Below are 25376 nucleotides of genomic sequence, written 5' to 3'. Positions count from 1 at the left end.
AATCATGACAAAAAAAATCCTCGTCGTTTTTGGTACGCGCCCTGAAGCCATAAAAATGGCACCGCTGGTGCAACAGTTGCAGCAACAGACCGCATGGGATGTGCGGCTGTGCGTGACCGCCCAGCATCGACAAATGCTTGACCAAGTGCTCGAGTTATTTCAGTTGACGCCCGATTACGATTTGAACTTGATGCGCCCCAACCAAAGCTTGAACCAATTGGCGGCACGGGTGTTGACCGAACTGGAGCCGGTACTGGCTGAATTCAAACCCGACGTGGTTTGCGTGCATGGCGATACCTTAACGACTTTGACCACTGCCCTCGCCGCTTACTTTCAGCAAATTCCGGTGGCGCACATCGAAGCGGGTTTACGCACCGGCAATATTTATTCGCCGTGGCCTGAAGAAGCGAACCGACGCCTGACCGCAGGCATTACCCGCTGGCATTTTGCCCCGACCGCGAAAGCGCGCGAGCATTTGTTGGCGGAGTCGATTCCGTCTGACCAGATCCATGTGACCGGCAATACCGTGATTGACGCGTTGTTGACGGTAAGTGAGCAATTACAACAGGATAGCGACAAACAAGCCGCGTACGCACAACTGTTCGCCGAGTTACAGTTTGACGCGCAGCACCCCATGCTGCTGGTGACTGGGCACCGCCGCGAAAGTTTTGGCGCTGGCTTTGAGCGCATTTGCGCAGCCCTCGCCGAGCTTGCGCAACAACGCCCCGAATTACAAATCGTTTACCCGGTGCATTTGAATCCGAATGTACAGGAGCCAGTAAATCGCCATTTGCGCGACCTGCCGAATGTGCATTTGTTAGCGCCGCAAGATTATGAACCCTTCGTGTACTTAATGAACCAAGCTACGGTGATTCTGACCGACAGCGGTGGTATTCAAGAAGAAGCGCCATCGCTTGGTAAACCGGTGTTGGTGATGCGTGACACCACCGAACGGCCAGAAGCCGTCGATGCGGGTACGGTCAAGTTGGTGGGAACCGACAGCGCCGCCATTGTCCGTGAGGTTGGGCGTTTGCTGGATGATCCCGCGGCCTATCAGGCCATGAGTCGTGCACATAATCCGTACGGCGATGGCAAGGCCTGCCAACGCATTATTGATGTTTTACAAAAGGAATTGGTATGAAGTCGTCTCCACGCATTGCCGTTATCGGCCTCGGCTACATTGGGCTACCGACTGCTGCTGTGTTCGCCAAACAAGGCGTGCCGGTACATGGCGTCGACGTCAATGAAAAAGCGGTGGCAACAATTAACGCTGGGCAAATTCATATTGTCGAACCGGGGCTTGCCGATGTGGTAAAAACCGCCGTTGCCGAAGGTCATCTGCGCGCCAGTACCACAGCCGTCGCAGCCGATGCTTTTATTATTGCCGTGCCAACGCCGTTTTTGCCGGACCGCAGTGCCGATTTAAAATTTATTCGCAGTGCGGCCGAAACCATCGCACCTGTGTTGGCAGCCGGTAACTTGATTATTTTGGAGTCGACCTCGCCGGTGGGCACCACCGAGCAGCTCGAACAATGGTTGGCGGAACTGCGTCCTGACCTGAGCTTTCCTGCGACCGCTGGCGATGCCGCCGAGGTGCAATTGGCCTACTGCCCTGAGCGCGTGTTACCGGGCAAGATCATGCAAGAGCTGGTCGACAACGACCGCGTGATTGGTGGTTTGTCGTCGCGCGCTAGTGCCATGGCGGCTGATTTGTACCGCCTGTTTTTGAAAGGCGACTGTATTCTTACCAACGCCCGTACCGCTGAAATGGCAAAACTGACCGAAAACAGCTTCCGCGACGTCAATATTGCCTTTGCCAATGAGCTGTCGCTGATTTGCGACCACTTAGGCATTAACGTGTGGGAGTTAATTCGACTGGCGAATCACCATCCGCGGGTGGACATTTTACAGCCAGGCCCTGGTGTTGGCGGCCATTGTATTGCTGTTGACCCGTGGTTCATTGTCGCCTCGGCACCGGAGCAGGCACGTTTGATCCGCACTGCTCGCGAGGTCAACGATGGCAAACCCGACTGGGTCGTGGCGCAGGTGCAACAAGCGGTTGCCGCCACCGGCGCTGCGCAAGACGTGACCATTGCTTGTTTGGGCTTGGCTTTTAAAGCCAATATCGATGATCTACGCGAAAGCCCGGCCTTAGCTATCGCGCGGCAGTTGGCAAGCAGCCACGCCGGTACCACCTTGGTGGTCGAACCCAATATTGCACAAGACGCGACACCGGTGCCGGGTGCTGAGCTGTGCTCGCTTAATGATGCCTTGGCAGCCGCTGATGTAGTGGTGTTGCTGGTGGACCACGAACCTTTCAAAGCCATCACCCGTGGCCAGCTTGAAGGCAAACGCTGGGTCGATACCCGCGGCTTGATCGACGGATGATTCACTTAGTTGCGACTGCGGTCAAACACGGCAAGGGCGGTATCAGTACCGCACTGGTGAGTTTTTGCGAAAGCCCACAGTTGCAACAACATGGCTTGAATGTCATTGAGTCCCACCGCGGCACCAGCGGTAAGCTTGCCGCCTACCGTGCTGCTGCCGCGCGGCTGCGCAACGAAGTACAAGCCGGCGATATTGTTTGGCTGCATTGTGCGCGCTGGTTGTCGATGCTGCGTAAGTACTTACTTGCACGCGTGGCTAAGCGTCGTGGTGCAGTTGTCGTTTTGCAGTTTCACTCAGCGGCCACCGCTGACTATTTGACCTCGGCGTGGCGGCGCTGGCTCTTGCGGCGTATGCTGGCCGTTGCCGACGGCATTTGTGTACTGACGCCGTGGTGGCGAGACCTCTTGATTGACCGCTTAGGCGTTGCACCTGAGCGCGTACACGTGGTGCCAAACACCCTTGATGCACAATTTCTGGCGGCGGCACCGGCTGCGCGCTTAGGCGCAGATGAACCGGTACGCTTGCTGTGCATGACCCGCTTAGTGCCGGGCAAAAATGTGCATAGCGTCATCGGCGCACTGTTGCAGCTGCCTGAGCATTATCAGCTGAGCATTGCGGGCGAAGGCGCCGACCTGACCTTGTTGCAAGGTTTGGTGACGCGCTTCGGCTTGCAGTCGCGGGTGACGTTTTTAGGCTGGGTCGATTACGCCGACAAAATCGCGGTGCTGCAACAGCATCACCTGTTTGTCTTGCCATCGGCCTTTGACGCCTTCGGCATGGGCTTTATCGAAGCCATGGCGGTCGGCTTGCCGGTGGTCGCCCTCGCCCACGGGCCAACGCCGGACGTGGTGCCCCATCAACAGGCCGGCTACTTAGTCGAACGCGGCGATTCACACGATTTGGCCGACGCCATTCGCTATTGCACCGAGCACCACGCGCAACTCAGCACTCAAGCCCGCGCTTATGCCCAGCAGCAGTTCGCGGTGGAACCTGTGGTCGCCGACTTGCAGCGTTTTTTTGCCGCCTGCGCGGCACGCGCCAGTGCCGGGTCTAATTAGTTGAAACGGCGCGCGCCATCATGGCACAATGCAAACGCGGTTTTTACCAACATTGCCGCGCGTACCACCCGCGCAAACGAGGCCAAGCATAAATGACAACAACTCCTGCTGTCGCGCGTACAGTTAAAGCTTTTTTGCAGCAGGCATTGCCGCCGCTTATCGCTACAGGTGGCCCCGGCGCATCGCGCGTCATTCTCTTTTCCGCAAGTATCTTATTTTTTAGTGCCGACTTAACTGCCGCTTTCGGTGGTGACTTCTTTTTGTTGATGTTGCTTAACACCGCTTTCGCGCAATCTTTTGGTTTTTTCCTGCTCAAACCTGACTTTCAAGGCAACCACCGCAGTATTTACCGTCAGTCATTGCAAGGATTAGCCCTTTCTGGGCTCCTGTGCGTCGCACTGTGGGCTTTTGGCTTACTTTTCTCGTTAGGGTATAGCCTCGTCATTTTAGTGTTGCTACACCTCTACTACGTGTTGCGCTATCGGTTTATAGCGCTGCATCGCTTCGGTCCGTTGGCGCTGGCCGAATTGCTGATCTCATTGGCTTGTTTGCTAGGTCCTTGGTGGGTCAGCCAAGCGGCGACAACGGTCAACCAGCACGATTTGTATTTGATCTACGCACTGGCATTAGCGCTAGGGCTTGCGGTGTTGTTGCTCAGTCATCAACGTCTGCCTGCGGCATCGAGCAGCAATGGCTTACGGCCGTCGCTGCGTGAAGTTCGCAACATTGCGGTATCGACCACTGGCGGCATCTTCGCGGTGTTTATTTTACCTGCGGCCATCAAGCAAATCGCCGCTGCCGAAATTGTCAGTGTGGTCGCGCTCGCAGTGTCCTGTATTTCGATTAGTATTTTATTGCCGCGTACCTATGGCAATACCATTTTGACGCAACTAGCGAACCCTGCTACCCGCGCCGAACAGTTGCGCAGCATTGGCACCCGCTATCAAGCTTTGGTGGTGGCCGGTGTAGTCGTGGCCTATGTGTTGACGCTGGCCTATTTAGCCGTAATGGGCATTGCGGTAATGGAGATCTGGTGGTTGCCGCTGATGATCGCGCTGTTGATTTTGGCGGCGCAAAGCAGCTTTGTGAAGCTTACCTATTTGAGTCTGCAAAATGAGGACGGCTACGTTGCCCGCCTGAATTTACTCACCTTACTTGGCAACGCGGCCTACATCGGTATTGCCTTGTACGCCGTCGGTACTACTTTCGCGCTGATGATTGCGCTCGCTGCCGCGGTGGTTAACTTTGTCTTGCGCAACTTCTTTGCGCAGCGCTACGCTCAGCGCGTGCTTGCGCATTAGGCGCGATAACGCGCCTTAACAAACTGTGCCAGCGGCCCGCCCAGACGATCTGCCACCAGCACTAAGCAATACAAAATCAAGGCATACACTACCAAGGGGTCAAGTACACCGGTGTGAATGCCGATGGTCAGCAAGCCAAACACTAGCACAAAGGGCAAGTCTTTCATGCGGTCGGTGGATTCAAAGTAGCGTTGCGAGCCTAACGCCATAAAAAAGCCCAACAGCAAACAACACACAATGCTGCCCCAATAACCAAACTCGATTAAAAACTGCCCTAGCAGTGACGATGTCGTGCTCGATTCCTGCCAATTGGTACGGCCGAGCCAATACGACAGCAAAGTACGGCTATGGATCTGTTCTCCGGGCAGCACGGTGGCAAATCCTGACAAAGTGAAAGCACCATACTGCGGACCAATGCTCGGCAGCATTTGGTGAATGCCTAAAATCACCGACGAGCCCTCGGCGAAGACCAAAATAAAGGGGGCCAATAAGAACAGTTCCGGCGGTAGGTCTAAGTTGCCAAGCAAAGTGATAAGCGCTTGCGGATCTTCTTGGAAGCGGATGAGCGGATACAGTGAAGCTACGGCAAATAGCAACAACACACCCAGAATTTTCATCCGCCTTGAGATAACAAATCGCTGGTATTTTAGGTTCAAGAAGATGAAACACAAAATAGTGATGACTAATGGTGTGCGATAGCCCATCGTCAATAAGATGAAAAACGTCAGTGCGGTCGCCGGCAGTACATGCCGACGTTCGAGCGTGACATAAAGATACGGATACAGTACCCAAATCACCCCGATAATATAGGTGAAATAGCCGGGCACCGCTGAGCGGTCACCGATATTCAGCACCGGCACGCCGTACAGCGCAATTAAGGCAACATAGGCAAGCACGCCAATGGCATACAAGCTCAGCACGATAAGTTTAAGATAGAAATTGGCCGGTTGCTTAAGCGTTGCTTGTAATTCGGCGGCAAATGCCTTGTCGTTTGGTTTGCTTTGAGGAGCTAAGCTACGGCGGTAATGCACCAATAAATTGGCCATTAGCACCCCGACCAGCAATGCCGATACCGCCAGGCTGTAATAGTTCAGCTGCCACGGCGTCATGTTGTTGGCAAACAACCAACCGATGTAATAGTACGCGGCAAAGAGGACGATGAAGGCGCCGATCATGCGGTTTTGGCGCCGTGCAATGAGCAGCGCACAGACAATCACACTAACGGCAAAAATGCCTTCAAGCATCTTTACTGCCCGCTACGTAAACCCGTACCAATACAATAAACAGCCCGAGTAGGCCCCCTAAAAAGGTGATACCGACCACCATAAGCGCTCGCTTCGGACTTGATTTTTCTTCTGGTAAATAAGCGGAGTCGCGGATCTCAAAGCCGTAATAATCACGCACTTTGGTGAGCATCAGCTTTTGATATTGTTCTTGCAGCACTTGCGATAAGGTAGTGCGCACTTCAACAATTTCCGCCTTGGCATAGTTTTCGTTAATAAAGGCGATACTGCGCTCGGCTTCGGCAAGGTCTTGCGCCCGCAGGTATTCACTCAGGGCTCGTGTAAGTTGCTGCGCCCACTGTTGCGCCAGCGCTGGTTTGTAATGGGTTACCGATAAGGTGATCAAATCGGTTTTTTTGTCTTGCCCAACCGACATCATTTCGCGAAAACGTTCGTACAATTCTTCGTCGGTTGGTGCCACGGTTTTTAATGGCTCTGGCTCACGCACCCACTGTTGCGCTTGGGCGTCGTAGATATCTTCGTCGTAAATGAAACTATCCGTACCGATGTCCCATTCTTCGACGGCGAAAATCTCGACCGCAATGTCTTGTTCTTGGATAAAGGATTTGATGAAGTCACGTGAGTTCAGGGTATCGATAATACGATTAACGTCGCTGCCACCTAGTGACACTCCAGCCAGACTCGCTAAGCCACCAAATTGCCCGGCTAGTGCGCCTAAACCAAAGTTGGATTCTTCTTCAACGGCGGCCAATTTCACTTGCGATGAGTACTTGTTCGGTAGTGACAGTGCAACAACTATTGCCAGCACGGCAAATACGCTGGTGAAGATTGCAAGAAACCAAAAGTTGCTTCGAATCAGCCGTATAAACGCCATTAAGTCGCTTTTGTTGCTACTCACATGCTTTCCTTAATTGTTCAATTGTTAGTTATTTATGCGTTCCATCTTAGCAAAAAAAAACGCTCCCGAAGGAGCGTTTTATCATAACGATTTTGTTATCGATTACTAGCTTAAAGCTCTTATTAATCGATGATGTCGTTGTTGCGATACAAGTCCATATCGGTACGTACTGAGTCGTTTTGTACCCAGCCACGGTCAGAACCGTTGACGTTGTATGCAGAGTAGATAGACACGTTAGTTGGGTAGTCCGCTACGTTCACAGTCAGTGACAAGAAACGAGTGCGATCCAACATACCAGCGTTGAACAATGCAGAGCGGATTTCGCCAGCAATTGCAGTTACGCCTGGGTTAGCTAAAGCGTCAAGTTCGAAAGTAGTGGTGTCACCATTTTCTTCCATAACTTCAACCCAGATGATGCGGTCTACGTTGTTGTTCTCAGGAGCTGGACCGTCGAAGTCATTCGGACCACCGACAACTGCGTCGTCGAAGCCTGGATCACGTGAGTTGTTGGTCACGTAGATGATCTGGCTGATTGGTACGATTTCGCCTGCTTCAGACTGTGCGCTGTAAGGCATATATGGGATGTGCGTTACAGAACCGTTAACAGTCCACTCACCAGCGTAAAGACCTGACAAGCTAGTTTCACCGTAAGCAGGTGACTCTAACAATACGCCGTCTTCTGGGAAGTTCACGTTGTCAGTTGCACCACCGTCAGTGTACTGCGTAGTAGTGTGCGTCCAGTTGACGTTTGCAGAGATAGTGAATTCACCGTCTTGCTTAGGATTCTGTGCAGAATCCATAGTCGCAACTAGGTCGAACAACAAACCTGTAGGTACGTCAACGCTTGCACAACGGAAGTTCAATACTGAAGCCGTGTGGCTGATATAAGCACAGCTGTTACCACTGAAGACTGCTTCGAGACCCGCTGGGTTAGCGCTGTCGATCCAACCAAACATGTTGTCACCAGACAAGGTGAATTCGATTTGCTCTTCAACATCGCTGTCAACTTGAACTACGAAGTCCCATTCGCCGGCGTTATCGTCAGCTAAGGTACCTGTGTCAGGGTTGTCGGTGGTACGAACCCAGAACAAGCTTGAAGATGAGGTATCTTGGTTACCGTGCGATGCGCCCGGAGTACGGAAGGTACGACGGAAATCCCATACGTCTAACTCGCCTTCGAACTCTTCTTCTACGTCAAGGTAGAACTGTGGACCCATTTTGAACAACTGAGTGTTGTCAGTCATAGGAGCTGACACAGTGTCAAACGGCCATGGGTTAGTGTTGGTTGGCCAAGGCTGGTCGTCCAAACGTGAGAATGTGTCAAACATTACACCGTTTTGAGCAACAACCACTGGCGCGTCAAAGTTGAAGCGACCGAAGTCAAGGTTGATACCGTAAGTGGTGTCGTTTGAGTTCGTGTTCTCGTCACCAAAGATGTTGGTTACACGGTAGATAAGAACAGTGTTACCAGCGTCGTCAGCAGTTTCAGCTACGAAATCAAGAGTGATACCCTTGTTTACGTCTTCTGCGTCTGCGTCGTCGTTGTAGCTACCAGCTGCTGCTGGGATTACACCGTTGCCCGCGAAGTCGCCTTCGTCGAACTGCTCACCGAAACCAACAGTCAATTGGTCAGGTGCGCCGTCGATGTAAGCACCATCTTCAAGACGCAAGTAAATGTAATCGCCTTCTTTGTACTCATCGTTCAAAGTTAAGACGATATTTTTCGACAAGATTTGCTCCATGGTAGACATGAATTCATCTGTCGCATACGTAGTGTCAGTGAGAGAGACGTCTGCAGCCATCGCTCCCGTGCTAGCGCCGGCGATTGCCAAAGCTACTAGCGAACGTTTAAACATGTTTGTCATGATGTTCTCCAATTTCATGAAATAAGAGATTCCAGCATTCCTGTGCCTTCTTCTCTGTAGTTATCAAATTGACCGCGTTATTCAAACTTGGTCGCTTCGATTTGCTATGAACTTTCGCGCTTTTTCAAGTTGCAGGTCCCAGGTCCAAGGTGATTAGGCTTGCCTGAGAACACTCTACGAAGAGCTAGAGTCCAAATTTTTTTCGCAAACTCCAAACCGGAGTTCCCCAAAAAGCTTTGCTGTTGAGTTTGTTAATTATGGTTATAAGCACGTCCATAGCTCAACAATTTTGCAAAGTTGAAAGCAAGATTAGTCGTTAACCGAGATAGTTGTCAAGCCATCTGCGATAGTTTTTCTGATTTCTTCCCACTGTTCTGTCCGCTCAATAATTCGCGGTGTGATAAAAATCACCAATTCGGTTTTTTCTTTTGATTCACTCTCCGATTTAAACAAGTTACCCAACACTGGAATATCGCCCATAATCGGAACCTTGCTGTCGCCACTCGAGGTGTTCTCAGAAATCAGACCGCCCAGCAAAATGGTTTGTCCGCTTTGCGCAATCACCTCGGTAGTGATGGTGCGTTCGAAGATACTCGGATTTCCCGCCACAGACGGCCCTGTTGGCGACGTGTTCGAGATCGTTTGATTAATTTGTAACACTACCAGGCCTTGCGCATTAATGGTTGGTGTGACACTTAATTGCACGCCGGTTTTACGATAGGTGACCGACTGCGTTTGGCTTTGCAGGTCTTCGGTAAAGGTGGTCGAGCCCACCGTCGGGATATCGTTGCCAACGTTGATGCTGGCTGCAACGCCATCGCGTACCACCAGCGTTGGGTTCGAAATCACGTTGACCAAATTGGTGCTCTGCTGCAAGCGCGCGATAAAGCGATCGAAGCCGTCGACCCAGTTCAGCGCAAATCCGCCGAGGTCATTGACGCCAAATGAGCCCAGCGTACCGCCGCTGTACTCGCCGTTACGGAAGGCAAACTCGAAGCCCTGCGAGAATTCATCCGTCATAGTGACTTCGGCAATGGTGGCGTCGAGTACAATTTGTTTTGGCATGACATCGAGGCGTTTGATCACCGGTAGCAGCGCTTTGTAATCGCCACCTGTGGTGTAGAAAATAATCGAGTTGGAGCGCTCGTCGACGGTCATGGTCATGTTGCCATTGCTACTGGTGGTGGCACTGGCTTGCCCGGTGCCGCCCTGCGCTGACTGGGTATCACGCGAATTATTACCGCCGGTGTAGGAACCGCCGATCAATGAACCAATCGATGCACCAAGGTCAGACGCCCGCGCATAGCGTGGGTGGTAAATGTAATAGCCTTTTTCTGGTCCTTGGCTAGGCTGATCGATTTGTTGCGTCCAATAGCGTGCTCGTTCCAGCACTTCTTCGTTGGAGGCGAACATGGCCACGGCCCCTAGCTGATTGACGGGGACCGTATGCACAGCGACGCCCATGCCAGCTTGGCGACCGACGCTAATACCTTCGGCTTCCATCAGTTCTTTGAGCTGGTCGATATAATCCATTGGCGCCAAGTAAGTCAGCTCCACCATGGCGATATTACGTCCGCGGTTAGCTGGCACATCGAGCAAGTAGATTAAATCAAGCAAGCGAATGATTTCAGCGCGTGAGCCTTCGGCAAAAAAGGCGTTTTGCGTCATATCGGCCGACAAACTGACGCTGGTCAGGTTGCGTAAGGTGCGCTCCAGCGAGGTTTTTAGACCGTATTTGAGCGGAATGACCTGCAAAATATTTTGCGCGGTATCGGGCACGTCGGCATAACGACGACCGAAGCCAATGACCACGTCGGCACGCTCATTGGTGCGCGGGAAAATATAATAGGTGTTATCGCGCAGCGCGACATCGAGGCCATTGTCGATGAGTAATTGCCGCGACAACCGGAACAGCTCGCGTGAGCTGACGGCTTTGGATAAGTTCAAGGTGACGTTCTTACGTAACTCTTCCTTTACAGCAATCACGTAATTAGTTTCGAGGGCTTTACCAAATACTGTCTCAATGAAGTTGCGCATGGGCAATTCGTTGGCACTAATGGTATGCGTGTCGTTGTCGCTAAATTCCATGGCGGGGTCACGATCACTGCGCTTTAGATAGTTTTCATAATCAAGCGAGCGCAAGCGTTGGAAACCCTGACTTTCGATGGTATCAGATGCTTCACTGAGGTTTTCATCGATAGGCTCGGCCGCGTTTTGCATGCGATCTGGATTGACCGTGATCGGTTCAGGATTGAAGCTACAACCCCACAGGCTGCCTGCTGTTAATGCAGCGATAACGATTTTAGTTGTTGCGCGACCCATCATTCCCATAGTCCCCTTGCTGCTAATAGTCGAACACCGGTACCGTGACTTGCTCGCCTTCGGCATTCACGAATACCACACTATCAGCGGTTATTTTGCTCACTTTATAGTTGTCTATTTCGAAACCTTCGTCCACTTCAGTAAGCTCGAGTGAACGATTATTAATTTGCTGCGCTTCGAGCAACGCCAACTGCGCCCCAGTGGCGCTCGATGTGTAGGTGGCACGCACCCGCACCCGAGTTTCGCCTAAATTCACGCCACCTGGCAATAATTCTGCTTGCGGCTGCGAAACGCTTTGCTCTTGTGCGGCTTGCGCTGCTGCGCTCCGTTGCTGCTCGATCCATTGTTGCAAGGCTGCGTTCATACTTGGCGCTTGCGTTGCATAGTCGCTGGCATTGAACTGCGGCACCGCCGGCGGGTTAGCTTCGGAGCTGACCCATACGCGCTGACTGAAATCAATCAGCGCAAGGAGCGCAACGCATGCAGCGGTGAGCTTAACGCTCAGCGGTAAGGCCTTCAGCGCTATCATGACTGCCCTCCCGTTGCCTGTACCGCAACATTAAGCATTAACGTCAGCCGGTAGCCACCGCGACCGCGGCGCCCGGCATTGCGTAAATCCATACTTTCATAGGCGATGGTCGGCATCTGTTCAAGCAGCGCAAAATGCGCGCTAACGATGTTGGCAAGGTCGCCACTGATGGTGACTTTACCGCGCATCATGGCCAAACTGCCGCCGCTTTGTTCGGGCGCGGTTAACCAGCTGAATTCATCGATGCGGGTTTGCTGCGAACGTAGCGCGGTTTCAATCGCGCTTTGCAATTGAATTTGGGTCAAGGTGATTTCTTGCGCCTGTGGGAATTGCGCCAGCATTTCTTGTTCAAGGGCGGTGGCGGCGTCGGTGTTGGTCGCTAAGCTGTCGGCATTGGCCAACAGCAATTCACTGCGTTCTAGGCGCCCTTGATTCAGGCTGAGTTCGTCAATGGTTTGGCGCTGCCATTGCAACAAAGGTTTGACGACAAACTGCAAGGTCGCCAACAGAGCGGCAATCAACAACAGGTTGCGTTGCTTCGCGGTCATGCTTGCGACTCCTGTGTTGACGCTTTCAGAATTACATCGATGCGGAAGGCTTGGACGCCGCGATTATCGCGTACTGGCGCGGCAAACTCCGCCGCTTCAACTTGCGGCAACGCATGTAAGCGCTTGAGCAAGGCCAAGGCGTCGGGAGATTCACCACCTATGGTGATACGTGCCGCATCTGAGGTCACATAACTAATGGTGGTGCCGTTCTCACTGGCCTGCGCGATGAGCTGCCAAAACTGATTCACGTAGGCACCGTCGTTCAGTTGGTCGTTGAGCTGCGCGAGGTTGCTACGCGCTTGTTGCAGGCGTGATTGCTGCTGCAGAAGTTCACTGACTTGCGGCTGAATGGTCTCCAACTGGCTGCTGAGCAGCTGTTGCTTCACCAACAAATAGCCGCTGCTCAGCGCTAAATAGCTAGCACCGATAATGGCAACTGTCGCCATAAGCTGCGGCCAAGGTAACGGCTGTTTGCTGCCAGTCGCAGCTGTGTTGCCTTGCCAGCCTTGCTGCCAATAGGCGAGGCCTAGCTTGCTGACGCCTTTTGGGATCAGTGCCTGTAACTGCGCTGGGGTTAATTCTTTGAGCGGCATTTCGCTACTGCAACCGAGCGCAAGACGTGCTTTGTTCGCGTCATTTACCAACTTCGACTGCAGAAGCGTTTGCCATTGCTTTTCTTGTTGATAAAAGAAGTAGTTCTGCCCAGCGTCGTTGATCTGATACAAGCCACGCGGCAACGCGGCACCAAGCACCAAGGACTCCGGCAACAGCACATAGGCTTTATCGCGCAATGGCATGGCGTCAGCGTTTAGGGTCAGCGTGAGCACGCGGCGCTGGTTGTCTTGCCACGGCCCGATAAATTGCAATTGCTGCGGTTGCGCTTTTTGTTGCAGGATTTTCTTCAACGCGCTGGCCGAGCGAATGTTGTAGCTCTGCCAAGCTTCTTGATACAAACCTCGACCCAAGACTAAACAGGGAACGCGCCGCTTTGGTGCGACACTAGGTGTCGCACTGCTGCCTTGCAACCACTGCAGTTGCTGGTTCACCCGCCACACCAAACTCGCCAAGCGAGCGCTTAGGGGTGGTTTGGTTTGCTGCGGGCGTTCGGTCGTCTCTGCCATTGTTATTATCGTTGTAGTTGTTGGAAATACTTGGCATGCAAGCGCAGCGGGTTTGGATGGCGCGGACGATAATCGAGCTGCCGATAGAGCATCAAGCCTTGGGGCTCAGCAATCAGCTGCATACGTTGCGCTTCGGCTGGTGCGATACCCCGATCGAGGGGGTCGTAATTACCAGCAAATTCTTGTAACAATCCCGCTGTAACTTCGTTATTTTTTCGTAAGGTTTCGATAGTAGCAGCTTGCCCCTGGCTAAGCAATATAGGCAAGAGCGCGTCGGGTACCCAAACCGGATTCAAAATAGGCGCGTTAATCGACACATAAGGACGTAATAATTCGACGTCGCTGAGCGTCCATTCGTCAAGGGTCGCAAGCTCGGACAAGCTCTGAATAAAAATCTGCTTCGGGCGTTGCAACCAGTTGCGTAATTCACGGATCATGCGCTGCGCCTCTGGCACTGGCTTGCCTAACTGCACCAGCAAGTCTTCAACGTATTGGGTTTGATAATTGACATCGAGCAAGCTGGCTTCATTTTGCAACTTCAACTGCACTTGGTAATTGAGCGCTCGATAGGCGGGGCGCTCCGGCAAGCTGAGTGCATGGGGGTAATTGTAGAAGTTAAGGTTGTAGAGCGGGTGGCTGCTGTCGTTGCGCGCTCGCAGCCAGTCATTACTGAGCAGTAAGGTGTCGGTATAAGCGGCGGCGGAATCGAGCGCCAGTTGCAGCTCCACTTGATCTTGCATCTGCTGCGCTTGCGCCACGGCGTGGCGCGTTTGTTGGCTCATCACCAACAGCAGTACGCTGATGATGGCGACCATCAACAGTACTTGAAACAATGCCATGCCCTGCTGCTTAGACATCTTGTGTATACCTTGTCATGGTCGATTCAACAGCGTCAGGTACTTCAATCAGCCAATTAAAGCCGTTGAGGTTGATGCGAATCGACTGCGGGTGGAGCACTCGTTGCAAACCATCGTATTCGTCATACCAATTGAGCTTGTAGGTATCGCCTTGGTCACCGGCCACGGTTTGGTTGCGCTCAGTGAGACTTTGGTAGCCGTAATAGCCAAACGCGATGGTCGCAACATCGTCATAGAGAATGCGCCGGAAATTAAAGGGAAGTTGCTGCGCAGCGTCGGCAAGGGTAGTGTCGCTGAGCACGGCTTCTTCGTACACTAAGCGATAACCGCCGTTGCCGTTGGGCTCTTGGAAGATACGATAGACGGCGCCAACGTCGGGATTTTGCACGCTAATGTGAGAGACTGCGGTAAAGCCGTCGGTGCGGCCAAGAAAGTAGAAGCCGAGACGGTCGTTGTCGTTGTTGCGCACCACTTTGGCATAGGTGTTCCAGGTGACTTTTTGCACCAACGTAAGCAGATGATGGCGGTCGAGCGATGCCGTCGCGAGGTGTTTATTGCGCTGCCAATTTTGGCTGAAGTAGTCGTAGGCGAGCGCACCGCTGATCATCAGCAGACTCAACAACACCATCGCGATGAGCGTTTCAACTAGGGTGAAGCCGGTTGACGCATGTTTTCGTCCCATATCAGCTCCTCGTAGTTGAAAACCCGTTGGCTGCTGCCGTAGGTCATGGTTAGGGTGATGGCGTACAAATGGTAACGCGGCCCGTACTGGTTAAAGCCGCTACCACTCTCATCCATGGTTGGTGCCGGTGGCACGTACGCTTGTTCTGCGGCTTGCCAACTGACTTCGACGTCTTGGCTGAACAAGTCGCTGCCGCTGGTGAGCGCCTCATGATGCAAGGTAAACCGAATGTTGCTGCGTACCGCATCGACTTGCGACAAAATGTGCATCACCTCGGCCGCTTTGACCGAGTTCGACATGTTGTTCTGATAGGTCAGCATGCCCGTGACAATAGTGGCGAACAAAATGGTCATCGCCACCAAAATCTCGAGTAAAGTGAAGCCGCTAGTCTGCTTGCGCATCGTCGCCCTCCTCACCTGACTCTATTAGGCGCATATTCAACTGCACGCTACGCTCATTGTCGCCCTCGTACCAGCGCAACTCATTCGGCTGCCAAAAGCCATGCCTGTTTAGATATATTCGTTGTTCAGGAAACTCCAAATATTCAAATATCACCTTGATTCCACTCCCATTTTCACCTAAAAAGGGCTGCCCTCCCTGGGGGGTACCCCCGAGCGCGAGGGAGGGCTGCCCTTTCTCGATGGAAAAGTCAGTGTTGGCGGTGGTTAGGGTGAAGTTTTGGTTGCGGCTGTAGGCGGCAAAAGTGTACTCGTTGATAAGGCGCAGCAGTTGTTCGCGTTCGGCGGTTCGCTGGCTGTTTTCGTATTGCGTGAAGGCTAAGGGGCCGACTAGAGTGGCGGCGATGGCGATGATGGCCAGCACCACGAGCAATTCGATAAGGGTGAAACCGCGGCGCAGCGAAGGCGCGCGCGACGTCATAGTGGCATGTCTGTGACGGCCGAGATACTGAGCATCATAATGACGACAATCGAGCCGACCACAGCCCCCATGAACAGAATTAGGGCAGGTTCAAGTAAGCTGGTAAAGCGCGTCACCCAGCTGTAAAAAGTGCGCCGCGAGCGATCAGCAATTTCACCAAACACCCGCGCCAGCTCACCGCTTTCTTCGCCAATCGACAACAACGCGGCAAAGTACGGTGGATACAAGCGCGACTCGCTCAAGCAGGCCGATAAGCTATCGCCACGATTAACGCGTTCGGTGGCCCGTGCAACTTCGGCCTGCAACGACTCAGTGCGCAAGGTTTTCATGGCGAGCTTAAGAGAACGATCAATGGCAACGCCGGCACTCATCATTACGTACAAAGCGGCGTTAAAACGAATACGCTCAACCAAGAGGTTCGCGCCCTTGACTATCGGTAGCCGTTCGCGACACCAACTGCCAAGCCGCTGCACCCAGGGCTGTTCGCGGTAATACCAGAGGCAGAATCCGCCGCCGATGAGGCCAATCAACAACAACCATTGGTAGGCTAAAAAGAAGTCACTCACCGCGAGCAGGGCAACGGTATAACCCGGCAGGTTTTCTGCATCGCGGAATAAGGTGGTGAGATTCGGCACCACAAAGTTGAAAATAAACACGATGGCAGCAATACAAACCGTCAAAATAACCGCCGGATACACCAAGGCTTGTTTGATCTTGTCGCGCAGTTCCATTTGGTAGCGCATTTCAGCCGCGAGTCGTTCGAAGGTCGCGGCTAATTCGCCGGTTTCTTCGGCAATTTGTACCAAGCCCAAATACAGTGAACTAAATACCGAAAACTTGGCCAAGCTATCCGATAGCTTGTGGCCTTGCTTAAGCTCCTGCAGCACTGTCTGTAGCAAATCGCGCAACGCCGGTTTCTCGACGTTGTACAACAAGATCTCGAGGCCTTTATCGACCCGCAGCCCAGAGCTTAATAACAAGCTTAGCTCGGCAGTGAAAAATTCAACATCGTGAAAGTTAAGCCCGCGCTCACCAAATACATTCGCGTTTAAGCCGGTTGAGGCTTCTTTTAAATCGGCGACCAACAATTGCTGTTGTTCCAGCCGCGCGCGGGCGGTTTCGAGATCGAGCGCGTCAATGCGGCCTTTCTGCTCAACGCCACTGGTGTTGTACGCGACGTAAGTGAACAGTGCCATTAGCCTGCAACCCTCACCACTTCAGCAATGGTGGTTTCGCCGCGCAATGCTTTGAGCATGCCATCTTCGAGCAAATTACGGTAACCACGCTCGCGGTTCATGCGCCGCGCCTTGGTCAAAAACTCCGCGTCACCCAACAGGGCCGTCAGTTGCTCGTCGCAACGCATGTATTCAATTAACGCGACACGCCCACTGTAACCGGTATTGGCGCACTTATCGCAGCCGACGGCTTGGTGAAATGCCGGCGTTACGGCAAAACGTTCGATCAGCCAGTCCATTTTAAAGCGCCGAAATGCCTCCGTCGCTTCGCTATCAGGCACCCGACAATGCGGGCACAAACGCCGCGCCAGACGTTGGCCGACAATAACCTTAATCGCCGCTGACAAGAGAAATTCTTCCACCCCTAAATCGAGCAAGCGCGTGTAGGCACTCGCCGCATCGTTGGTGTGCAAGGTACTAAAAACCAGGTGGCCGGTCAGTGCCGACTGCAAGGCGATGCCGGCGGTTTCGGCGTCACGGATCTCACCGACCATGATAATGTCAGGGTCTTGTCGCACCACTGACCGCAGCGCATGGGCGAAGGTAAAACCGATGTCGCTTTGCACTTGCACTTGGTTGATGCCATCGAGTTGATACTCAACCGGGTCTTCAATGGTGATGATCTTGACGTCAGGTTCGTTACGACGCGACAGGAATGAGTACAAGCTGGTGGTCTTACCCGAGCCGGTCGGGCCGGTCAGCAAAATGACGCCGGAGGTCGCTTGAATATCTTCGAGCAGCAAGGCTTCGACATCGGGTTCAATGCCTAAGGTACCGACGTCATAGGCTAAATTATCTTGTAGCAAGAAACGCATAACCACGCTCTCGCCTTCGCCGACCGGTAACGCCGACACCCGCACATCGACATTTAAGCCATCGATGCGCAGCTCGATTTTTCCGTCTTGCGGCCGCCGTTTTTCGGCAATATCCATGCTCGATAGGAGTTTTAAGCGCGTGACCACCGGCAACACCATGTGGATGGGGATAAAGTCGGCCTCATGCAACACGCCATCGATACGGTAGCGCACCCGGCCTTTGCCCTTCCAGGGTTCAATATGCATATCGGAAGCGCGGCGGCGCAGCGCTTTGGCAATTAAATTATTTAACAGATTGACCGTTGGTGCTTCCGAGGCCATTTCGCGTAAGCGATCTTCCTCAAGCATGGTCAGTCCGGCGTTGTCATTGGTCGCGCCTTCGCTTTCTTGTTGCAAGCGGCTCTTCAATTGGTTGAAACCGTCTTCGCTGACCAAAACTAATTCGACGTCGGTACTTGCCACGAACTCGAGCAATGCCGGTTGGCTCGGATTGGTACAAGCACAGCGCAACTGCGCATTGGCGTAGCTCAAGGGCACGCAATGGTGCGCTAAACACTGCGCCCGTAATTCAGCTGGCAAGTCTTCGTGCAGTTTTTGCCATTGCGCGTCGGCATCCAATGCTGCCTGCAATTCGTCAGCACCGAGCTGTGGCAATTCGTACATTTCGGCATAGTACGTCGGCAAAAACTCCGAGCTTAGCGCGCCCATGCGCACCAAGATTTGCTCTAAATGACCACCGTTGCGCGCTTGAAATTGCAGTGCCTTCGCGTAGTCGTCGTGACTGACACGAAAGCGCTCGGTGAAAAGTTGCTCGACGTTAGCTGTGCTCATTGCAATACGATATCTGCGTTGTTTTCTTCGCCACCTTCACGGCCATCCGCACCGTACGACATCAGCGTAAAGGGTTTGCCTTCATCACCCGGCATGCGGTATTCGTAAGGATTGCCCCATGGGTCAAGTGGTACGTCTTTCGGCAAGTACGGCCCCGCCCAATTGGCCTTGTCACTCGCCAATAATTCGTCGAGGTTTTCCGGATAAGTCCCTAAATCGAGGCGATAAGTGTTGATCGATGTCTCTAGCATCCGCATCTGTGTTTGCGCGGTCTTGATGCGCGAATCATCAACTTTGCCCATCATTTGTGGCGCCACCAAACTGGCTAATAGCCCCAAAATAACAATTACAATGAGCAGTTCAATCAGGGTAAACCCGCGAATTTCACGCGTCTGCGCACGTTTCATACTATGACTCCGTTATTCTTTGTAAAACGGACTTCTAAGGTCCGTTGCGTGGAACAGTTGAATGCCACGATTCAACATTTGCCCACCGTCCCGCGTCAACGGCGTCCAGCCAATGTAACCGCGACCAGGGCTATGTTCCGTTTGCAGTAGGTCAATCGGGAAGCTTATGTAAAAGCCTTTGGTAAAACTGCCTTCGCCGTACTCTGCCGACGAGACGTTGGTTTTACTGGCGTAAGCACCAACTATGACACCACTTTTAAACTTATGTTCAACATTTAACTGTAGACCGTTGTCTTGTGCAAGGAATTTACCAAAAGCGGCCTTAATTAATGTGTTCGGCAAGAAATTGGGTTGGTAGTAGCCGGTAATATGACCGGTAAAGGTATCGTAATCCAAGAAGCCTGTGTGACTTTCGTAATCACGCTGCTTGACCCAGTTCAAATCGACGCCAACCGCCCAATTGCTATCGAGCTCGCGATACAACAACTCGGTACCGACACCGCCGAACATACGCTCAAGATAACCGGCGTATACACTGGTATACACGTTCGGCGCCAATTGGTTCAAATGACTCAATTGTAAGGTGTCTAACCAAATATCGCTGTACGTGGTGTACTCACGCACGTAGGTACGCACTCGCGGCAACGGTGAATTGAAGCCATCGACTAAGAAGTTAAAGTCATCAAAGTTGGTGAGTAAGTTACCGCTAATGGTGCCGTGCGCAAAGGTACCTGGCGCCAACCACATCGATGCATTGAGATCGAGACCCAACTGGTACATATAGAAGTTTTCAGGGTTACCGAAGCTTTGGTCTAAGAAGGGGCGCACACTCAAGCGTGGCCAATCACGCTTGTACCGGGCTTCATAAAAGCCGGTCTCTTGGATTTGCGCTAAATCAGTATTGGTACGGGTAAACGCATCCTCGATATCGGTTTGCCAATCGAGACTCTGGATCGCGCGTCGCGCAGTATCCATATCGACCCGCGTGGTATTCAACTGCAACTGATCGTGCTGCTCGACAATTTCTAAATACTTGTAGTTGTCGGATAATTTTTGCTCTGCCACGCGTGCGGCTTGACGTATGCCCTGCGCAGAATCGCGATAGTAGCTTTGCTGAGCGTAAACGCGCAGCGTGTCGATGGTGCCGGACTCGGCTTCAGCCGAACTGTCGTTTTGCATTTCAATGACCGACAAGCCACCAAAGTTGAAAAATTCCGCCGCTACCTTGGCTAGCTCGCGGCGATCGTCAGGACCATCGGCGCGAGCAAGCGCGGTGCGCGTATTCGGCGTTGGCACGCGGCGATTGGCAGTTTTTAACTGCCCCATGCCGTTCAGATCGATTTGCCCAGAGAAGCCGAACATCAGGGTATTGCCACGCTCATAACTGAGTTTTAAGGTCCAGTTGTCGGTAACTTGATAGTCGGCCCCGAAGTTCCACGCCGAATCGACTTCTAATTGGCCGAGATAGCGCTCATTACTGTAGTCGTTACCATCGTATTCCGCTTTTAACACCAGGGGGTCAAAGGGCGTCTGGTACTGAATACCGCCAAATAAGGAGGCATCGCCACGGAACCATTTGTCGGTTTCGAAACGCCCGCCATTACCACTAAAGCCCGGTTCCCGCGTACAAAAACGGTCGGCGACCTCACAGAATGGATTGCTAATATTATCGCGGCGGCCCATGTAGCCGAAACCAACCCCTAGGGTCAGATCAACAGGGCCAAATTGCTTACTGGCGACCAGGTATTCGCTGGCAAAGATGCCGGTACCGGCGAGGTCGCGCCAACCAACGGCCACTTGTGGCAGCCAATAGCTTTCTTCGAGCAACCGTAACTTAACGTCAAAACCTTTGTCTTTACCGGTTTGATCGCCACTGAAGTTGGGGTCCGCACTGTAACGAATCGGCCGAATATCATTGTAGCGAATGGTGGTTTCCAGCCATGGAAACAGCTGCAAGCTTACCGCGAGACGGCGATACTCTTCGTTATCGTAATAAAGACCGCTTAGGGTGCCGTAGTCAGCGAAGCGCGCGGTTGGCATTTGCATGAGGCCAACGCCACCAAAGTCTGATTGGCTAGCATACTGGTCAGCCTGTGCCGTTGGCGCTGCCAAAGCGCCAGCGAGGGCCAGTGCGACTAAGCTCAGAGTGGTTTTGGGTTGCGAAACAAACTTCATGATTGCGGATTCCAATAACTAAGCAATGCACGCAGTTGCGTGTTCAACGACTGCCATTCGGCGTCCATTGCACTTAAATCTAGCCCGACAAAAATCAGCCCATGCACCGGAGGCATGGCTGCAGCGTCGTTGTAATAGGCAACGTCGGTACTGCGGCTAAGACCAGTCAAGGCGATTAAATAAGCGCTAGACAGATCATAGCGTTGGGCAAACACCCCTGCTTGCTGCAACACATCGCGTACGCTGTCATCGGCAGTAAACGGCAGCTTTTTGACGCCAGCGGGACTAATTACGGTAACCTGCCAAGCACCTAAATCGCGCGGCGGAAGAATTTGCAGTGAGCCTGCTGGCAACAGCGGATTGGCCTGCAAAGATGCGGTGGCTTGGTTAAAGCTACTGTAGAGGCTGCGCCGTTCGAAACTCACGCCCGATTGCACATCGAGCCGGTCATCAATCTTGGTCCGGCCGATCCATTCGGCGCCGATCAGCGGCCAGCTTTGTAATTGTTCAGCGTAAGCTTGCGCGTCCGCGGCAAGCGCCTCTTCGCCCTCAGCTGTAGCAACGCTCGCCAGTTGCTGCAAGCGCTCCAACACTTGGCTCCGGCGCTCGGCAAGCTTTTGCGTCTGTGCCGCCGTAACCACCCGGCTACTCGGCCAGTAAGCACTCGGCTCTAGCTCTGCGGCCAAATAGGCATTGAGCAACCGCGGCTGTTCGCTGAAACCGTAAACGCTCTCGCCAACAATCACTTGGGTCACAGGCTCAGCTTGCTGCTGCGCATGGGCAGCCGAGTTCAGCAACACTGCGCCGGCGATAAGGGAAAGCAAAGTCATAGGTTTCATTGCTGCTCTCCGTTGCTATCACTTCGATCACCACTTAGATCACCACTGAAGGGCTTCATCTCGCGCCAAGTGACATAACCTAGCTCGGTCGAGACCCACTGCTTGGCATACACAATGCGCCCAGCAACGGCATAAAATTCGTTACGAAATGCGCGATTCCCAGCTTGACCTTGTTCGTTAATTACCACCGCTTGCAGCGGCGTCCCGTCAGGGTGCACGTAGTCAATGGTGTTGCCCACCGTAAAGGTACTGTCAAAGCTGACCTGGCGCACATCGTTCTCACCGTAGTTGCCAATTTCAACAGTGCGCTGCCACTCACGTGGGCATAGTTGTTTGGTGCCGCGGTGCTGCTGTTGCACGTGGCAAGCCAGTGGATCTTGGCGCCAGTCGAATGTATGCAGCGGCATGCCTGGAATACCCGCACTACTAATCACACGCCCAAAGCGGGTGGTGAGTGCTTCGTCACCACCGGTGCGATACACGCGTTGCTCACCGCTAAAGCGATCAAGTACGGCAATAGCTTGCGGAAAATTGTCGGTTTTTACATAGGCCGCAGCATAAGGGTAAGCGTTAACTCGCTCCACACTGAGCTCAACATCTTGGTGACCAAAGAACGCGGTCTTTGCGGTATTCACCATATTCTGCACGCGGGCACTACAACCACTCAGTAGCAGTGTGGCAAGTGCTCCTAGCAGCAGCGTACGAGGCATGGCTGTCATAGAAATTCTCTTGTTATTCAGCACGTTTTTAGAGGGTACTGCAAAAAAAAATACCGCAGTGCGCACCTGCGGTATTTTCATCAATCAACGAAACTTACAGACCTGTAGTCGTGACTGGAGCCGTTGTTGTGACCACTGGCGCCGTAGTCGTAGTGACTGGTGGCTCAGGCTCTGGTTCAGGCTCTGGTTCCGGCTCAGGCTCTGGCTCTGGCTCTGGTTCCGGCTCAGGTTCTGGTTCTGGCTCTGGCTCCGGTGGAGGCGTTGAGTCAGAATCGTCATTGTCTAAGGTTGCGGCAAGCGTCAGGGCTACGATAACCCCTGCAGTCACAGTGCCTTTGGTGATGTAACCACCACCGTCACTGTCACCTTCAGCTGCATTGGTACCCGTTTGCGCGATGGCAACTGGGCTCAATATCAAGCTGATCGCTGCTGCAATAGCAGTTTGTTTTAACATTTTCATACACCTCTATGTGCTTGATTGGCCAATCAATGGAAATCATCTTCCAAAGATCACTTGCAGATTAGCACTTTGTTTTAATCTTGTGAAGCCTGTTTGAAAAAATGAACGTCCATCTGTGGATACGGAATGCCGATACCATTTTGATCAAGCGCGAGCTTAATTTCACGCATCAAATCCCAGTAAACCGACCAGTAATCTTCGCTTTTCACCCAAGGACGCACAATAAAGTCGACCGATGAGCTGTTCAGCGCATGGACTTGCACGTTCCAAGCAGGCTCTTTCAACAAGCGTTTGTCTGCAGCGAGTACGCTCTCCAACACTTCTTTGGTTTTATGCAAATCGGCGTCGTACGAAACACCAATTAACAAATCTACACGACGCGTGGCTTCGCGACTGTAATTCGTAATCGGCTGACTCGTAATTTGCGCATTCGGTACAAATACAACCTTATTGTCGGGAGTTTTCAAGACCGTTTGGAAAATATTTACTTCGTCAACGCTTCCTGACACTCCTCCGGCTTCAACATATTCGCCTGAACGGAACGGACGGAACAGGATGATCAACACGCCCGATGCCATGTTCGACAATGAACCCTGTAACGACAAACCAATGGCAAGACCGGCAGCACCCAAAATCGCAATAAACGAGGTGGTCTGTACGCCAACTTGCGATAATGCCATCAGCACTGCGGCAATAAAGATAACGCTTTTCACAATGGCGCTTAAAAAGCTGATCACGGCATTATCAACGCCCTTTTTCTGCATTCCTTTACCGAGTAATTTAGCCACGCTGTTCGCGACCATTTTACCGATGATAAGAATGAGTAAAGCAACGACAAATTTGATTGTGTAGCTAAGAATCAACTCCTGATTCTCAGACACCCAGGTCATAACTTGGTCCATGTAAAGCTCCCGTTTTTTACAATGTAAAATTAAATGGATAAGCGCCGTTGGCGTTCGGTTCACCTAAAAACACTAACACATCTGCCACTTGTCGTGGGGTCTGCGTGGTCGGGCGCAGTTGCCCTTGAACCCGCACTTGCGGCTGCTGCTGCGTACCAGCAAGGGTGGTGGTGAACTGCAAACCTAAGCGGTTATTAGGTGTCATTGTAGCAATTATTTCGCTGTTTGCTGAACAACTTAACTGGGTGGCAAAGTCGCCGAGCTCAATCCACTCCCGTTGAATACGCACGGCAGTTGAGCGGCTGGTAACTTTGGCATCCAACACGTCACACCAGCGCCCGCTGGCAAGATCCGCAAGTTCAAAGTTAGCGAGCGTCAGGTCCCAACGGCCATCTGTGGTCAATAAGGCTGGTATGTTGTACTCGCTAATGGTCTGTTGCAGATTACCGCCGAATTGCCCTTTGGCCTTAAGCGCACCGCCAAAGCTGAGTTCAACATCGGCCTTACCACTTACCGTGTTGACTGCTGGTATATCGAGCGCCAGCATGACTTTGCCGGTGAATAAAGCACTTGGCGTTAACTCCCAAGCAACCTGCTGGAACTGTGATTGTTGCTGCGGCGTCTGGTAGCTGACCGTTGCTTGCCCATCCCACAGACTGCCCTGCACGGCGCTCAATTCAACGCCTGCTTGCGCTGGCACGAACCAGGTCAACAGCTGCGCCGGAGCAAACACCACGAGGCCGATGACATACACTGGCAGCAGCCACAGAAGCCAGCGTTTCTTCATGCCAGCCTCACTTTTAAGCGGCGCACGTGCACATGCCCCGGCTTGTTGGCGCGGGTGATGTCCATTTGTTCAATTTGCAGTCCGCTTTCCGCTTCGATGGCATCAAGAAACGCCACCACATTGGCAAAGGGCACTTCGCTCATCACTACGACTAAGGCTTCACCCTCTGGCGTCATCCGCCCCACATCCAGTTGCTGAGCGCGCGCAAATTCGGTGATCAAGCGTGGGATATCACCGAGCTCGTTGGCGCGACGCGTTGCGCTGTTACTGTTAGAATTGCTGTTGCCTTGGTCTTTTAACGCCAAGTAACGACCGGTATTTTCGCGCACCCAAGTTAACGTTTCTTGCGCGGCATCACGCTGCAGTTGGCGTTGTTCAATACCGTTTTGTAATGGCTGCCACATGGCAAAATACACCACGCAAATCGCCAGCAAGATTCCCGCACTGCTGACTAACATGCGCTCACGGCTATTTAATTGTTGCCAACGCTGTTGTAACGATTCTGGAAGCATAG

25 protein-coding genes are annotated in these 25376 nt (G+C 52.7%); 4 read left to right on the top strand and 21 right to left on the bottom strand.

The window, feature by feature from the left end; all coding sequences use genetic code 11:
• Positions 1–4 precede the first annotated feature (4 nt).
• The 4 genes from wecB (at position 5) to IDAT_RS05710 (ending at position 4747) form a co-directional block, all read left to right on the top strand.
• Positions 5–1141: a non-hydrolyzing UDP-N-acetylglucosamine 2-epimerase gene (gene wecB / locus IDAT_RS05725; RefSeq protein WP_034731688.1), complete on the top strand. Its 1137-nt coding sequence runs from the start codon at positions 5–7 to the stop codon at positions 1139–1141.
• The gene (wecC, locus tag IDAT_RS05720) at positions 1138–2388 is read left to right on the top strand and encodes a UDP-N-acetyl-D-mannosamine dehydrogenase (protein ID WP_034731684.1); all 1251 of its coding nucleotides are present in this window, start codon (positions 1138–1140) and stop codon (positions 2386–2388) included. The genes wecB and wecC overlap by 4 nt, the downstream gene beginning before the upstream one ends.
• Positions 2385–3446, top strand: coding sequence for a glycosyltransferase family 4 protein (locus tag IDAT_RS05715; RefSeq protein WP_034731683.1), 1062 nt, complete (start codon positions 2385–2387; stop codon positions 3444–3446). The genes wecC and IDAT_RS05715 overlap by 4 nt, the downstream gene beginning before the upstream one ends.
• Before the next feature lie 92 nt (positions 3447–3538).
• The gene (locus IDAT_RS05710; RefSeq protein ID WP_034731680.1) at positions 3539–4747 is read left to right on the top strand and encodes a hypothetical protein; all 1209 of its coding nucleotides are present in this window, start codon (positions 3539–3541) and stop codon (positions 4745–4747) included.
• Here the strand turns inward: IDAT_RS05710 and IDAT_RS05705 are convergent.
• The 21 genes from IDAT_RS05705 to gspM all read right to left on the bottom strand — a co-directional run bounded on the left by IDAT_RS05705 (position 4744) and on the right by gspM (position 25374).
• Positions 4744–5991 carry an oligosaccharide repeat unit polymerase gene (locus tag IDAT_RS05705; protein ID WP_034731677.1) on the bottom strand — a complete coding sequence of 416 codons (1248 nt, stop codon included), beginning with the start codon at positions 5989–5991 and terminating at the stop codon, positions 4744–4746. The genes IDAT_RS05710 and IDAT_RS05705 overlap by 4 nt on opposite strands.
• Positions 5984–6889, bottom strand: a complete 906-nt coding sequence (locus IDAT_RS05700; protein ID WP_051986601.1) for a Wzz/FepE/Etk N-terminal domain-containing protein — start codon at positions 6887–6889, stop codon at positions 5984–5986. Before IDAT_RS05700 ends, IDAT_RS05705 begins: the two co-directional genes overlap by 8 nt.
• Positions 6890–7011: 122 nt before the next feature.
• Positions 7012–8754: a hypothetical protein gene (locus IDAT_RS05695; RefSeq protein ID WP_156099484.1), complete on the bottom strand. Its 1743-nt coding sequence runs from the start codon at positions 8752–8754 to the stop codon at positions 7012–7014.
• Positions 8755–9063: 309 nt separating this feature from the next.
• The gene (locus IDAT_RS05690) at positions 9064–11085 is read right to left on the bottom strand and encodes a secretin N-terminal domain-containing protein (protein WP_162178390.1); all 2022 of its coding nucleotides are present in this window, start codon (positions 11083–11085) and stop codon (positions 9064–9066) included.
• A gap of 13 nt (positions 11086–11098) precedes the next feature.
• The gene (locus tag IDAT_RS05685; RefSeq protein WP_034731673.1) at positions 11099–11605 is read right to left on the bottom strand and encodes a hypothetical protein; all 507 of its coding nucleotides are present in this window, start codon (positions 11603–11605) and stop codon (positions 11099–11101) included.
• Positions 11602–12153 carry a hypothetical protein gene (locus tag IDAT_RS05680; RefSeq protein WP_034731671.1) on the bottom strand — a complete coding sequence of 184 codons (552 nt, stop codon included), beginning with the start codon at positions 12151–12153 and terminating at the stop codon, positions 11602–11604. The genes IDAT_RS05685 and IDAT_RS05680 overlap by 4 nt, the downstream gene beginning before the upstream one ends.
• Positions 12150–13274: a hypothetical protein gene (locus tag IDAT_RS05675; RefSeq protein ID WP_034731668.1), complete on the bottom strand. Its 1125-nt coding sequence runs from the start codon at positions 13272–13274 to the stop codon at positions 12150–12152. The genes IDAT_RS05680 and IDAT_RS05675 overlap by 4 nt, the downstream gene beginning before the upstream one ends.
• A gap of 5 nt (positions 13275–13279) precedes the next feature.
• On the bottom strand, positions 13280–14131 hold the full coding sequence (locus IDAT_RS05670; RefSeq protein ID WP_034731666.1) for a hypothetical protein: 852 nt from the start codon (positions 14129–14131) through the stop codon (positions 13280–13282).
• Positions 14124–14813, bottom strand: a complete 690-nt coding sequence (locus IDAT_RS05665; RefSeq protein ID WP_034731664.1) for a PulJ/GspJ family protein — start codon at positions 14811–14813, stop codon at positions 14124–14126. Before IDAT_RS05665 ends, IDAT_RS05670 begins: the two co-directional genes overlap by 8 nt.
• Positions 14777–15214: a type IV pilus modification PilV family protein gene (locus tag IDAT_RS05660; RefSeq protein ID WP_034731663.1), complete on the bottom strand. Its 438-nt coding sequence runs from the start codon at positions 15212–15214 to the stop codon at positions 14777–14779. Before IDAT_RS05660 ends, IDAT_RS05665 begins: the two co-directional genes overlap by 37 nt.
• Positions 15198–15692 carry a type II secretion system protein gene (locus IDAT_RS05655; protein WP_034731661.1) on the bottom strand — a complete coding sequence of 165 codons (495 nt, stop codon included), beginning with the start codon at positions 15690–15692 and terminating at the stop codon, positions 15198–15200. The genes IDAT_RS05660 and IDAT_RS05655 overlap by 17 nt, the downstream gene beginning before the upstream one ends.
• Positions 15689–16888, bottom strand: a complete 1200-nt coding sequence (locus IDAT_RS05650; RefSeq protein ID WP_034731660.1) for a type II secretion system F family protein — start codon at positions 16886–16888, stop codon at positions 15689–15691. Before IDAT_RS05650 ends, IDAT_RS05655 begins: the two co-directional genes overlap by 4 nt.
• Positions 16888–18573, bottom strand: a complete 1686-nt coding sequence (locus tag IDAT_RS05645; RefSeq protein WP_034731657.1) for a GspE/PulE family protein — start codon at positions 18571–18573, stop codon at positions 16888–16890. Before IDAT_RS05645 ends, IDAT_RS05650 begins: the two co-directional genes overlap by 1 nt.
• Positions 18570–18980: a type II secretion system major pseudopilin GspG gene (gene gspG, locus IDAT_RS05640; RefSeq protein ID WP_034731653.1), complete on the bottom strand. Its 411-nt coding sequence runs from the start codon at positions 18978–18980 to the stop codon at positions 18570–18572. Before gspG ends, IDAT_RS05645 begins: the two co-directional genes overlap by 4 nt.
• Positions 18981–18992: 12 nt before the next feature.
• Complete coding sequence (locus IDAT_RS05635) at positions 18993–21155, bottom strand: YjbH domain-containing protein (RefSeq protein ID WP_034731652.1); 2163 nt, start codon at positions 21153–21155, stop codon at positions 18993–18995.
• Positions 21152–21994, bottom strand: coding sequence for a capsule biosynthesis GfcC family protein (locus tag IDAT_RS05630; protein ID WP_034731649.1), 843 nt, complete (start codon positions 21992–21994; stop codon positions 21152–21154). The genes IDAT_RS05635 and IDAT_RS05630 overlap by 4 nt, the downstream gene beginning before the upstream one ends.
• Complete coding sequence (locus tag IDAT_RS05625) at positions 21991–22713, bottom strand: YjbF family lipoprotein (RefSeq protein ID WP_034731646.1); 723 nt, start codon at positions 22711–22713, stop codon at positions 21991–21993. Before IDAT_RS05625 ends, IDAT_RS05630 begins: the two co-directional genes overlap by 4 nt.
• Before the next feature lie 94 nt (positions 22714–22807).
• Positions 22808–23167, bottom strand: a complete 360-nt coding sequence (locus IDAT_RS13410; RefSeq protein ID WP_034731642.1) for a hypothetical protein — start codon at positions 23165–23167, stop codon at positions 22808–22810.
• Positions 23168–23247: 80 nt separating this feature from the next.
• The gene (locus IDAT_RS05615) at positions 23248–24075 is read right to left on the bottom strand and encodes a mechanosensitive ion channel domain-containing protein (protein WP_034731638.1); all 828 of its coding nucleotides are present in this window, start codon (positions 24073–24075) and stop codon (positions 23248–23250) included.
• A 16-nt stretch (positions 24076–24091) separates the two neighbouring features.
• Positions 24092–24862, bottom strand: a complete 771-nt coding sequence (locus IDAT_RS05610) for a type II secretion system protein N (protein ID WP_034731635.1) — start codon at positions 24860–24862, stop codon at positions 24092–24094.
• Positions 24859–25374 (bottom strand): type II secretion system protein GspM, encoded by a 516-nt coding sequence (gspM, locus tag IDAT_RS05605; RefSeq protein WP_034731632.1) that lies wholly within the window; start codon positions 25372–25374, stop codon positions 24859–24861. The genes IDAT_RS05610 and gspM overlap by 4 nt, the downstream gene beginning before the upstream one ends.
• Positions 25375–25376: the final 2 nt, after the last annotated feature.

The organism is Pseudidiomarina atlantica (genome assembly GCF_000753735.1).
Classification (GTDB): domain Bacteria; phylum Pseudomonadota; class Gammaproteobacteria; order Enterobacterales; family Alteromonadaceae; genus Pseudidiomarina; species Pseudidiomarina atlantica.
This window is presented reverse-complemented; position numbering and strand designations above follow the sequence as displayed.